The 12,557-nt window shown below is 42.3% G+C and carries 13 protein-coding genes; 3 read left to right on the plus strand and 10 right to left on the minus strand.

All coding sequences use genetic code 11. The annotated features are described in order from the left end of the window. Positions 1-5: 5 nt before the first annotated feature. The 3 genes from V202x_RS17850 to V202x_RS17860 form a co-directional block, all read right to left on the minus strand. Positions 6-920 carry a leucine-rich repeat domain-containing protein gene (locus V202x_RS17850; RefSeq protein ID WP_145177848.1) on the minus strand — a complete coding sequence of 305 codons (915 nt, stop codon included), beginning with the start codon at positions 918-920 and terminating at the stop codon, positions 6-8. 148 nt (positions 921-1,068) lie between these two features. Continuing rightward, positions 1,069-2,106 carry a mandelate racemase/muconate lactonizing enzyme family protein gene (locus V202x_RS17855; protein ID WP_145177850.1) on the minus strand — a complete coding sequence of 346 codons (1,038 nt, stop codon included), beginning with the start codon at positions 2,104-2,106 and terminating at the stop codon, positions 1,069-1,071. 142 nt (positions 2,107-2,248) lie between these two features. Continuing rightward, positions 2,249-3,598, minus strand: coding sequence for a HEAT repeat domain-containing protein (locus V202x_RS17860; RefSeq protein WP_145177852.1), 1,350 nt, complete (start codon positions 3,596-3,598; stop codon positions 2,249-2,251). Positions 3,599-4,248: 650 nt separating this feature from the next. Here V202x_RS17860 and V202x_RS17865 point away from each other — a divergent pair. Further along, a complete protein-coding gene (locus tag V202x_RS17865) occupies positions 4,249-5,181 on the plus strand; it encodes a histone deacetylase (protein ID WP_145177854.1) in 933 nt (310 codons plus the stop codon). Between the two features lie 11 nt (positions 5,182-5,192). Here V202x_RS17865 and V202x_RS17870 read toward each other — a convergent pair whose 3' ends face one another. From V202x_RS17870 to V202x_RS17880, 3 genes are all read right to left on the minus strand, one after another. Continuing rightward, positions 5,193-6,221, minus strand: coding sequence for a prenyltransferase/squalene oxidase repeat-containing protein (locus V202x_RS17870; protein ID WP_145177856.1), 1,029 nt, complete (start codon positions 6,219-6,221; stop codon positions 5,193-5,195). Between the two features lie 112 nt (positions 6,222-6,333). Continuing rightward, positions 6,334-6,693 carry a 2Fe-2S iron-sulfur cluster-binding protein gene (locus V202x_RS17875; protein ID WP_144985150.1) on the minus strand — a complete coding sequence of 120 codons (360 nt, stop codon included), beginning with the start codon at positions 6,691-6,693 and terminating at the stop codon, positions 6,334-6,336. A gap of 120 nt (positions 6,694-6,813) precedes the next feature. Beyond that, positions 6,814-7,284, minus strand: coding sequence for a universal stress protein (locus V202x_RS17880; protein ID WP_145177858.1), 471 nt, complete (start codon positions 7,282-7,284; stop codon positions 6,814-6,816). Between the two features lie 494 nt (positions 7,285-7,778). Here V202x_RS17880 and V202x_RS17885 point away from each other — a divergent pair, with 494 nt between their 5' ends. Continuing rightward, on the plus strand, positions 7,779-8,822 hold the full coding sequence (locus V202x_RS17885) for a hypothetical protein (RefSeq protein WP_145177860.1): 1,044 nt from the start codon (positions 7,779-7,781) through the stop codon (positions 8,820-8,822). 12 nt (positions 8,823-8,834) lie between these two features. On the opposite strand, the gene yidD is transcribed toward V202x_RS17885, so the two are convergent. The 4 genes from yidD to V202x_RS17905 are packed head-to-tail and all read right to left on the minus strand — an operon-like array spanning position 8,835 to position 10,822. After that, complete coding sequence (yidD, locus tag V202x_RS17890) at positions 8,835-9,086, minus strand: membrane protein insertion efficiency factor YidD (protein WP_145177862.1); 252 nt, start codon at positions 9,084-9,086, stop codon at positions 8,835-8,837. After that, a complete protein-coding gene (rnpA, locus tag V202x_RS17895) occupies positions 9,083-9,448 on the minus strand; it encodes a ribonuclease P protein component (RefSeq protein WP_232098553.1) in 366 nt (121 codons plus the stop codon). The genes yidD and rnpA overlap by 4 nt, the downstream gene beginning before the upstream one ends. Before the next feature lie 37 nt (positions 9,449-9,485). Then, the gene (locus tag V202x_RS17900; protein ID WP_145177866.1) at positions 9,486-9,902 is read right to left on the minus strand and encodes a hypothetical protein; all 417 of its coding nucleotides are present in this window, start codon (positions 9,900-9,902) and stop codon (positions 9,486-9,488) included. Between the two features lie 5 nt (positions 9,903-9,907). Beyond that, positions 9,908-10,822, minus strand: coding sequence for a DnaJ C-terminal domain-containing protein (locus V202x_RS17905; RefSeq protein WP_145177868.1), 915 nt, complete (start codon positions 10,820-10,822; stop codon positions 9,908-9,910). Between the two features lie 358 nt (positions 10,823-11,180). Here V202x_RS17905 and V202x_RS17910 point away from each other — a divergent pair, with 358 nt between their 5' ends. Continuing rightward, positions 11,181-12,533: an ABC transporter permease gene (locus tag V202x_RS17910; protein ID WP_145177870.1), complete on the plus strand. Its 1,353-nt coding sequence runs from the start codon at positions 11,181-11,183 to the stop codon at positions 12,531-12,533. Positions 12,534-12,557: the final 24 nt, after the last annotated feature.

The following is a 12,557-nucleotide window of genomic DNA, read 5'->3' on the forward strand; positions in this document are numbered from 1 at the left end:
GCTGTCTATTTATTTTGCTCGCTTTGTTTGGCATCGTAGTCTTTCCAGAAAAGTTCTGCTGCTTTTACGTTGTCAAAAGATGTTCCGATACCTTGAATTGACTCGCTTTCGCGAATGATATCCAGGCCCTTTGTAATTTGGGAGGGAGTGAAAATCAGGCGTTGTAACGGCATGCCTTTGAGTGGAGTTAGATCGGTGACGGCTGAGTTGGCCAGGTTCAATCGTAGCAGCTGAATTCCTTTGATAGGGCTTAAATCTGTGACTTTCGTATCCTGAATATCCAGGCTTTCCAGCAACATTCCTTTGAGAGGAGTGATATCTGTGATTTGAGTCTTAGGAATCCATAATGTTTTGAGTGGCAGGGTGTTAATAATACTGAGATTTTTGACTTTTGTACCAAAGAGATTTAGTTGATTGATGGGCATTTCTTCTAATGGAGAAATATCGGACACCGGGGCGTGCTCTAACCGTAAGATTTGTAAAGGCATCCCTTTCAGTGGCTCCAGGTCGCTGACATACGTTCCTTCAAGAAAGAGTTGTTGCAGCTTCATCCCCTTGAGAGGACTCAAATCAGATACAGGGCAATTGGTAAGATCCAGATATTCTAATTTCAATCCTTTGAGCGCGGTGATATCTTCCACATTCGTTTTGTGAAGATTTATCGAGATAATCTCTCCTTTCAACTTTCCAAATTCGGCGTTTCCCTTGTAGTCTGGATTATTTTTTAGCAGAAGCTCATGAATGTCTTCTTCAGTCAGAATTGCAGGTCCTTCTGGTGCTGTGGGAATAGGTGGGTCTTCTCGAACAGGAATCGTTGTAACTTGTTCATTGGAATTCTCAGTATTGCAACCTGACGAAATGAGGAGTACCGGAAGGAAACAAGCAAAGAGACCAAAAAAACTGAAATTGTGAAAGTTCATAGCTGTGAGTGCTTTCTGAGTCGGGATAATCAATTTTAAAAGTTTATTTGGTTTAGACTGAATCTATGAGCATTGTAGCGTTGCTAGAGTCTACGGGCCAATAGTAATTGAATGTGGGCAGTTTCGCGATCCTTAGATGAGACCAGTGCTAGTGGATCAGCTTCAGTTTGTGTTCATCGAACGTGAGCCCAAAGCCTGGTTGATCTGAGAGTTCAATCATCCCATTTTCTATTGATGGTTGTCCTTCAACCCATGTCATCCAGGGACGCCCCGTTTCGGCCAGAGGATTGGGATCAAGGGCAGCAATTGCATGTAGAGCCCAAATTTCAGCTCCACGATGGGGACAAACACGTAATTCAGCCGCTGTTGCCATTTTGTAGATTTTGATCAATTCCGTCAAACCACCACACCAGCAGACATCAGGTTGTAGGACAGAGTGTAGTTTTTGTTGAATTAAAGGTCTAAATGCTGCTGCTGTAAATTCATGTTCGCCTCCCGCAATAGGAACAGCTGACTCTTCTTTTAGAGTTTCATAACCACTCAAATCGTCTGGAGACAGTGGCTCCTCAATCCATTCTATATTGAACGTTGCAATTTCTTTTGAAATGGCAATGGTAGAATCAACATTCCACTTCATCCATGCGTCAACCATTAAGAGTCGGCCTGTTCCGATCAGTGACCGTGCCTGTTCAATGGCTGAAATCATTATTTCCTGCTGATCAGGAGCTGCCACCTTTCCAAGATGTAGTTTAAATCCCGCGTGTTCGGCAACAGACGATAAATCCTGAAAATCCCAGACGGTATGGTACGTCGGAATTTTTTCACCCGGATTTCCTCCCATCAAAGAAACGATTGGCAGTTTTTGGGATTTTCCACTAAGGTCCCACAAGGCTAGATCAACACCACTAATGGCCATTACCGCAATTCCCTTGCGACCGAAAGCCAAAGTTGCTTGGTACATTTCATTCCATAGCTGAGGAATTTTCTCCGGGTTTCGTCCAATTAGCAGATCTCTTAATACAGTTTTTACAACATGAATTCCTGACAGACCGCCTCCACCAACTCCATAGCCCGTCAGCCCGGCATCAGTATCTATGGCCACAAGAATTTGCCCTAAGGTTGTCCGCCAGTCTGAGGGAGAGTCTTTTCCAATGGGTTGTATCGCACGAACGTCTGTGATTTTCATGGGAGATACTTTACATGAACAGGAAGAAATAAGCAGCAAATGCTTTTAAACCAGACGTATGAATTTTGTCGTGTTTTAGGTAAGTACTAGAAGAAACCGGGATGGCATTCAAGTTGTGCTACTTGAACTAAATCACACGAGATTAGCTACCTTCAGCGACTTTCTGGTTTGGAGGCTTAACTTGACCGGGGGCGACTCGAAAGTTTTTAGGGAGATTTTTTTTCAACCAGTCATCCATAGCTTTTGTGACATTTGCAGGAATTTTTGGAGTTGGTCCAGGTTGGAGTATTATAGCAGCGGGCTTGATGATTTGCTTGTAAGCATCATTGACTACCGTTTGATTGACTTGTTTTTTGAACAAACCATTATTTTGATTGGCGAATTCGGGTTTGAAAGCGAGATAAACATTCCAAAAGCAACGTTTCCAGAAGCGGGCATTATTATTTTGATTATATGCTGCGACCATTTTGCGGGTTAGATCTACGATAGAATACGTGATCAGTTTGATATCAGAGTTCGCTTTGAGTGGTAGTTTACCAAGATTATAGGCTGCAGCCGAACGAACTCCCCAAGTGCGTTTCGGATCGCTCATGGTTTTCAATAAAGCATTCACAACAACAGGGCGTCGTGCCAGATTGTCTGTAATATCCAACGAACCCAATGCATCGACCAGGCTTCGTTGATACCAGGAATGTTCCTTTTGTGATTGTTCTAGTTCAGGAATGATCGCCTCTACGATTTTGATTCGCAAGGCATTCGTGGGGTCACCCATTCTTCCAATGCGACCCAGGCCATTTGCAGCGATAATTTTCAATTCAACGGGTTGAGTTTTTGAACTGATGATTTTTACCAGTGGAGCATAAGCCAGAGTGTAAGCAGTTCGTTTTACTTTCTTGCGCCTGTCTTCATCTTTCAGGTCCAGCTGTGACAGTAGGACGACGGCATTGAAACGAACGAGACGGTGATTATTAAACAGGTCTTCAGCGCGCTTGGTCAACTCTGCCAGGTAAAGTTCTCTCGCTTGACTGTTGCCTGAGACACGGCCAGAGAACTGAATGTCACGTAGAATATTTAACCGGAGCTTTTTAAGATCCGTTTTTTCTGCGGGCTTATGTGGATTCTGTTTCATTGTCATTAGGTACAGTTCGTAACGGGCTCCTTCGGCGATAAGTTTCTTATCTGCATTGCCACTGATCTTTCCGCTACGAAGCAAATCGTCGAATTTTCTCAATTTTGTTTTGCGAAAGTTTACCGCCTCTTCAGGCTTCATTAATTCCTTAATTTTATCAAGAGCGTCATCCTTGGGTGGATCAGCTGGATTTGCGTTTGGTTGGTCAGCAGCCGGTTTAGCAGGAGGAGCGGGCTGTTGGCCGAGAAGCGACGAATTGGACGAAAAAAGCAACCCAACCACCAGCAGAGAAAACCCTGCAGGCCTGGCAATCAGTGTTCCAACTCGTGAAATGACCTGAGACGAGCATATGGATTGTCGCACGGAAAGTTCCTTCATTCAACGTTCTGCTCGAACCCCGTTTCTATATCGAAAACGTGTGGGGCACTCTCGACTACAATAGGGAGCTTAACATTCAAGAAAAATATTACACTAATAAGGCAAAAAACTCTATGGCAGTCGATTAGATTTCCTGTGATTAAATACCGACCACAATACTAGTTCCGAACGATGCGGAATGAGGAGATGATATACTAATAATAATACGATAAATATCAGGCTGTTACCAATTAAATATGCCAATTAATATCAGCAGATACAAGGAATTACTCCTGAATTCACATTTGATATAAGAAAATCTTCATTACTCTAATGATAATTGTCTCAGTCAATCTTAATATTTCCAGATATTGTTTATCTTAAGTTATCGCCTTACCTTACGAACTGTCAAGAATTATCTGATTTAACTGACTGGTTTTCACTTTAGAATCGCTTTTGGATACTATGTTCGAGCGAAGAATTATAAAAGATTGGTACTTTTCATTAAGAAATTTCTTTTTGAAGTGCTCTGCTTTTGAGAAACAAATATGTTGTTGGAATGTTCAGTTTAAACTGAATCTTTTATTCCTTTTATACGGGACAATCAATTTATATCAGCTTAGAAGTTGATTATTTCAAGCTCAAATGGGTTTTTCATGACTGTTTTTTTTCAGAGTCATTTTTTTTTGCAGCATGAGACAGGTAACCATCCTGAATGTTCGGATCGTTTAAAAAACATTTTCGACCTTCTCTCAACAGAAATAATATCGGATCTAATAAGAATTGATAATCAAAGAAACGCAACTATCCAGGAAATACAGCTTGTACATTCTCCAGAATACTTGAATGAGATAAAGCAGTTCTGTACTGAAGGGGGAGGCAGAGTCGAGTCAGATACTGTTGTTTCATTACACTCTTACGAAGTTGCTTGTCATGCAGCGGGCTGCGCACTTGAAGCTGTAAAACAAGTTCTTGAGGGGCAAACACAAAGAGCATTTTGTGCAATTCGACCACCGGGCCATCATGCATTGATAGATCAGGCAATGGGTTTTTGTTTGTTGAACAACGTTGCTATCGCAGCGCGGCATGCTATAGAACGATATCAGTTGCGTCGGGTTCTTATTGTTGATTGGGATGTCCATCACGGTAATGGAACACAGGATATTTTCTATGAAGATGAAAACGTTCATTTCTTCTCCGTCCACCGCGCTCCATTTTATCCTGGTACTGGTGCAGCAAATGAAACAGGGGTAGGCAAGGGGCTGGGTACAATCTGGAACCTTCCTCTTGCTTTTGGAATTTCTCGAGATGACTATTTCTCTCGATTTGAGCGGATGTTAGTCGATGCTGCCCAGAGATGTCGTCCGGAATTGATTCTTATCAGTGCAGGCTTTGACGCGCATCGCGAGGACCCGGTTGGTTCACTAGGATTAGAAAGCGATGATTTTGGAGAATTAACCAGGATTGTTTTGAGTACAGCGAATGAATACTGTGAAGGAAGAGTAGTCAGTTTACTCGAAGGAGGCTACAACCCTCAAAAGTTAGCAGAGTCAACCGTCAGTCATCTAACAATATTAAGCGATGCATAAAGGGATCGAAACTACTTCTGGTAAATGGGTAGGTAACCATTATCCAATTGAAGTATGGTTGCATTAATCGCAGTAGTATAAACGGGACCAACATGGCCTTCCATCCAGGCTCCAGAGGCTGATTGTTTGCGGATGATTTGTTGGCCAATATCCTTAATATACTTTTCCCAATTTTTAGTATCTCCTCGGTACATCACCTGGGCATAGTAAAAGTGCGCGTAATGCCAGTGACCAAAATACCGATTCGAACTACCGCCGGGCCAAATGTTCTTTCGACTGTATTCTAACATATTTTTCAGTTGATCTGAGTCATATTCGCCGGCATTAAATAAGGCAGCACAAGCAGCAGCAGTAATGGCAGGTCTCGCTCCACCACCACGAATACTATATTGAACGCCACCTTCTGGAGTAGTGCAGTCGGCAATATATTTTTTTGCACGATCAATAATTTTTTTATCGACCGGGATACCCGCATTGCGACAGGCTCTTAATCCCTGGACTTGTGTTATACAGGTTGAGCCTTCGTCAAAATCGTTCCCATCTTTCGCTGAAACATAGCCCCAACCGCCGCGAGTCGTTTGCGCACTGGCACAGAAGCCGACTGCTTTCATCAGTGCCGTTTTCAATTCTTTACGTCGCACTGAGTCTTCTTCTTCACCATAAACTTGCGACAAAAAGACCATCGAATAACCATGACCATAGGTGTAATGGTAGTCGTTCTTATAACCAATTAATCCATTTGGCTGGCTCATTTCAAGAAGATAATCTACCGCGTTTTTAATGTTTTTTGCATATTTTCCACGCGTTGTTGTAGAGCCTTCTGCCAAAAGTGCGTTCCCGGCCAGTGCGGTCATGGCAACGCGATATTGACCGCCATTCGCTTCCCAGTATCCCTGTCGACGTTGTTCTCTTGCCAGGTATTCTAAAGCATTGGTGATTGCTTTTTGAACTTTCGGGTCTCGATTTTTAGCAGACAAGATCCCGGCGTCAGAGAGGCATAGCCAACCGAATATCAAAAGAAAAGTCAGAACTTTTTGCATGAGGTTTTCCCTCTCTCAATAAGAATCGATTCTTAAAAAACGATAAGAATTGATTTGAAGAAGTTCTGAATTGTGAGCAGTCATTACTGAGTATCAGAAATCTTCAAGTAAATTACTTGTCAGTCCATTCGACAGGTTGTGGTTCAATATCGTCTTTAGGTCTGTTACCGGCATCAGCTCGACCACTTCCTTCTAGGCGGCTTATTACACGGACAGTCATATCATGATCGCAAAGAATTTGACAACTTAATCGGCAATCAGATACTTCACGGGCTTCAAGGGTGTTTTTCTCGGCTACGGTCATTTGACCTGGCTCACCTTCAACGAACTCAACTCGACATGTCGTACAGCGACTTGCTCCACCACAAGCATGTAATTGATCAATATGGGCATCATCGGTTAAGGCTAGTACGAGCCGCTTACCTGCTTCCACATCAAATTCTCCTACATTTTCCACAGTCAGTTTTGGCATTGTTCCCTCAAATTTAAGTTCAGAGAAAGGTCATAAAATTTTTAATCGAGATACTATGGTACTATCATCGATTCCTAAATATTGTATACGGCTATCGGTAAAGTGACTATGGCAAATTATTTAAGTGGGCATCACAAATTCACGTTCTGGGTGAGAAACCGTTAGTACAGGGCAGGGTGCTTTTCGAACCACTTTTTCCGCAACACTTCCCAGTAGCATGTGTTTGATGCCAGTACGACCATGAGTTCCAATGACAATCAAGTCGATTTCTGCTTTGTTTGCATAACGTATAATTTCCAGAAACGCGGGACCTACTCGAACTTCACGTACGACCTTGATTTCTTCCATTCCGGGAAAATCAGGCATTTCTGCCAATTGTTTTTGTGCTAAATGCTGCATATCGGCAACCAGATCATTCATGGACGTTCCCATCATGTTTGGTTCCGGGAACATAGCAACCGCGTCCTGTACTACATTGAGCAGGTGTAACTCAGCACCAAATCGTTTCGCAAACTCGCAACCATATACAAGAGCTTGTTCGCCAAATTCACTGAAGTCAGTGGGGACGAGAATTTTTTTCATATCTATCATGTGTGCACTCCCGACTTTTAAAACGATATAAAATCCATCTCTTTATTGTAGAAAAAACCAGATTTCATTCCGATCCCTTGACCCTTGACTTCTCCAACAATTGTAGAGATATCTGGACTGAGTTTTGATAACAATCATTCAAAAATGAATAATCGATAAATTTTAACTGATTCCTGTTTTGATAAAAATCTTCAAAGCTGTTTTTTTAGTGATATTTCCTATTAGGTGAGCAGGTACAAATACTACGACCGTTAGAGACTGAAAAACAGAATTATCAATCACGACACTTGCATTTATGAGAAATCGTTTTAGCAAGAATAAACGGATGGTTGTTGAACTTATTCTAACTGATTCATCGCTTTCATATATTACAGAGCGGCAGAATTGACCGATTTTTATTTCGTGTGACATACCACATTTTATTACTTTGTCAAACTCAAAAGTGGTATTTTATATACGGTGCCTAATGCACGACATGGAATTAGGAAATGAAAATGTCAATGCCATATTCAAAAATTGTCTCGTTGTCTGCCTGCTTGCTAACTTTCACGGGAATCTATGGCTGTCAATATGCTCAACAGAAAGTATACCAACAGGCTGCGAATGCTAGTGTTGAGCACAATGTCATTCCCGATAGCGAAATAATATCATCGCCTTCACAATATGAATTTCCTCCTGAACCTGCTCCAGCGCCAGTTGAAAATAACTTTCCACCACCGGCTCCGCCAAGTTTACTCCTGCCAACTCCTGACAACGGCAGTAACGAAAATGTTTCATGGATTCGAAAAATCTCACAACAATTTGTATCCAGCGAAGATTCATCATTTTCTGAGGAAATACGCGAGTCAGAAGAACCCGCTCAGAACTACCTTGGTTTAGTTCCCCACCATTCGTCAGTTTCTCAGAAAATGAAACAGATGAACGGAAAGGTGAAAAGTTTCTATAGCATCATAAAGTCAAAAATGAAAACACCTCAGTGGATTCGAAATATTTCTGACAATCAGGAAATCGTTCAAGAATCAGAGATCGTGCATGAGGAACTTTCTTGTATTGACTCCACACCTTTTTTCCAGGAGTTGCCGCTTAAGTCTGAAACTAATCACCTCCAGCCAATACCAGTGATTCCAGAGCCTGAAGTGGATAAACAGGATCTCCCTCGATTACCTCCTCCAGGAGAAACAACATACTGGGAAAATTCCTGGAAGGTATCAGCTACTTTTGAGCAGCAGCCAGCCAAGGATTATTCAACCACCGATGATGAAATCGAATGGTGGCCCTATTCTAAACAGAAAATGCAGCAACAGACTGCAGATCATCGGATCGAGCTGGTAACACCTCAGGCTGCTACTCGTTTTTTGAAGAATCAGGAAACATTGAACTCATCAGGTAAATCAACCGTTCCTGCTGTGTTATCTCAAAATCAGCCGGTACCGATTCGAAAAATCAGTATGCAAAGATCGAAAGCGATTCAAAAAACCATGGCTTCGGAAACCTTGAATGATTCACCTGTGATCATTACCCCCAGAAGTAGCTATTAAACTAGGAGAAGCTTAGGGAGGGTCGAATCCGCCTGGATGAAAGGGATGGCATCGACAAATACGTAAGATGCCTTTAAAAGCTCCTTTTACGGCTCCATATTTCCTAACTGCCTGAATGAAATATTCACTGCAAGTTGGGTGAAATCGACATTGTCCTCCGATGAAATGGCTTAACGTCATCTGATAAAGTCGGACCAGGCCTATCAGGATCAAACTGGGGATCTGATACAGCAAGCGGGCGATTTGCAAAGCCATCCGTTTCATCCGCTTTGCTTATGCTCCAGTCGTCGATAAAGTTTTTGCGTGAGTTGTTTCAATGAGTGCTGATACTGCTTTAAATTTGCCTCAACCTCAGGACGTGGGATAACAATCAGGTCCAATCCTTTCGGAAGTTGATGTTGTACTAGTCGAAATGCTTCCCGAATCATTCTTTTTTTTCTAGCACGCATGACTGCATTTCCGTTTTTTTTGGAAACACTGACACCTAGTCTACATCGTTCGAGTTGATTTGTGATGGCAAATATTAATAAATTTTTGTCGCCTGCTCTCTGTCTTGCTGAGTAGACATCTGCAAAATCCTGCTGGCTGCGAATCCTGTCTGCTCTTGGAAAATCAAATTGATTCACAGAGAACGATGCCTCCCATAGTGGCGATGTAAACCATTTATAGTTTTGACTCATCTTCTATTGGGTTCGATTCATCATTTTCATTAGAAGCTGGATTCAATGAGGATTGCTGTTCAGAATCAGATTGTGTTGGATAAGGTCGTCTCACCATACTGCGTACTGAATGGCCAAATAGAGAGGTGAAGATAAGAATTCCTACACCTGTTCCCAATATTAGCCATACGATGATTAACATGACTCCTAACTCACGAGGCCGCTCATCTTTTTTTTCTTCTGAATCTTGATTTGCATGATCCAGATCTGAATCAGAATCTGTGAGCGTCTTGGAATCAGATGTGACCGACCCCGCTTCTGTATTTTGAGCCTGTAATTGATTGACGGAGAAATTGAATAAAATTAAGTTGATGACCAGCAATCGAATCAGACCGCTTTTAAAGATAAGATGGATTTGCATTGACTTCACCATGCTTTCGACCGTGGATTTTCTTCATCCAATTGCTTTAGTTGCTCATACAGGCTACGTGCTTGATCACTGAGACTTTTAGGAGCGACTATTTTTATCGAGCAGATTTGATCACCCGTTTTTTTAAATTTCTGGTCAAGAATACCTTTTTCACGCAGGCGTAATTTTGCTCCGCTCGATGTTCCTGGTGGAATCGTGACTGTGACTTCACCTTCGGAAAGTGTGGGGACGTCAACTTTGGAGCCTAGAGCGGCTTCGCTGAGGGTAATTGGTACTTCCAGGATCAGATTACTACCTTCCCTTTTGAAGTAAGGGTGGTTGCCTACCTTGATAGTAATTAATAAATCTCCTGCCGGTCCTCCATGAATTCCAGGGTTTCCCTGACCACTGAGCCTGATGACCGATCCATTGTCCACACCTGGTGGAATTTTGACTGTCAGCCGCTCAGAAGCCCCCCCTTTTTGAAGACTGATCTCGTGCTCTCCTCCGACAGCAGCCAGATGAAAGGGAATTTCAATATGCAGGCGTTTTGATTCTCCTTTTTGTGGACGTGGTTGTGCGCGCTTTCCACCTCGAAATGCACCTCCGAACAGGTCACCCAAATCAATGCCACCTCCACCGAACAGGTCATCCAGATCGACTGGACCTGCTCCTCCAGATTGATAATAACCTCCCCCAGGTCCTGCCTGTTGAAATGAGTGGCCAAATTGATCATATTGTTTGCGCTTCTCCTCATCGCGCAAGACATCATATGCTTCTTGCACCTCTTTAAATTTCTGATCTGCTGATTTATCATCAGGAGCCATATCAGGGTGATATTTTCTGGATAGTTTCCGATACGCCTTTTTAATTTCATCTGCGCTCGCGCTTCGAGAAATTTCCAGGATATCGTAATAATCGCGTTTGTTCATGGATTTAAAATTCGTTTTTTGTATTAAGCGTCAAATCATAAAATATGTTTTTAAAATGTCAGGCAAGCTGAAAACAACAAGCGCGTTCTGATGGGCGATAAAACTCAAGCAATAAAAACAAAAATCGTCAGAGTTTAGTGGCTCTTCCATATTTCAAAGTCAGCTTTCCAATTGGAAGCATTCTACGTTTGAAATTAACTGGTTTTCAAGTTAGTGCAATTATAACTCTATATAATCAGGTCTTTTATTTCGAGATTACGAAACAAATGGATTCTTTGCTGGATGTTATCAGCCTAGAATGACAATACTTCACTTTTTTTTAGACCAGATTGACTCAACTGATTGGGAAACAGCCTAAATGCTAAAATTCGCGATACGCAATCTTCTGAGCCGCTCAGTTCGTTCATTGTTATGTCTAATGGGATTGACGATCGCTATTGCAGGCATGGTAGGATTGTTTTCTATTGCAGGAGGACTGGAAGAGACTGTTTCCCAGACTTTTGGCAGAATCAAGGGAATTGTGGCCATGCAGCCTGGAGCGCCAATCCCATTATTCTCAAGAATTCCACGGTCATGGGGAGAAGAAATCAGCCAGATTTCAGGAATCGCGATTGTAAATCCTGAAATCTGGTCTCGAGTTAATATGATTGAAGATAAACCCGTTATCAGTCCTCCTCGGTTTTTGTTTGGAACCGAGCTTTCTTCACGATTGCAATTAAAACATGGAGTTTATCGTGATGCGATTTATGCGGGACGGTTTTTATCTCTGGAAGATCTGGGGACTCTGAATACAGTTGTTAGTCGACAAATTGCTGAACAGCATGACAAACAGGTGGGTGACACGATTAGCGTCAATGGTCAGGAGATGACAATTATCGGGCTTTATGAATGCGGTTCATTGCTGCTCGATGTCGCCATCATCCTGGATATTGATGTGGTTCGTGATATCACGCGATTTGATCCCAATAGTGTGAGTTGTTTTTATCTCGAACAATCGGGAGCGGTCGACAACGATACGCTTGTGAAACAAATCAAAGATCATTTTCGAGGTCGTGAATTGGCTTCCTGGCAACCAGCATCATTAGCACTTGCCAATACTTCACAGTCCAACATTCTTAAAGATTTTGTGGATGCCATTGACCAGAGTTTGAAGGGGATTTCAGACCAGAATTCTTCGCCAGACATTACCAATGTCAAAGCAGGACAAAAACCGAAAAATGATCCTGATAAAACGTTGACAGAATCTGATCAAGAAGAAAGTGCGTTAGAGGTGAGGGCTGCTGCAGACTGGGGAGAACGATTGGAAACGTTCACTGCTGATTTGGATATCTTTCTCAGTTTAATGACGGGCATTGGTGTTTTGATTGCCATGCTGAGCATCATCAACACAATGTTAATGAGTGTCATGGAACGAATTGTGGACTTCGGAATTCTGAAAGCAAATGGATGGTCTAATCGGGATGTGATGCTATTGATTACAGCTGAAAGTTCCTTACTTGGTGTATTGGGTGGTATTCTTGGAGGCATTTTAGGGCTCGTGGCAATTTCGATTGTAAACTGGAATTTTGCAAATCAGATTCATCTTTATGCCAGCCCAGGTTTACTGTTATTCGGAGTTCTATTTAGTACTCTACTGGGAGTTTTAGGTGGATTGTATCCTGCCTGGTGGACCACTCGCATGACTCCCATTGATGCCATCCGTCGTGGTTAAGAATTTTGAGAATGTCAAATCTGA

The sequence above is a fragment of the Gimesia aquarii genome (assembly GCF_007748175.1).
GTDB classification, from domain to species: Bacteria; Planctomycetota; Planctomycetia; order Planctomycetales; family Planctomycetaceae; genus Gimesia; species Gimesia aquarii_A.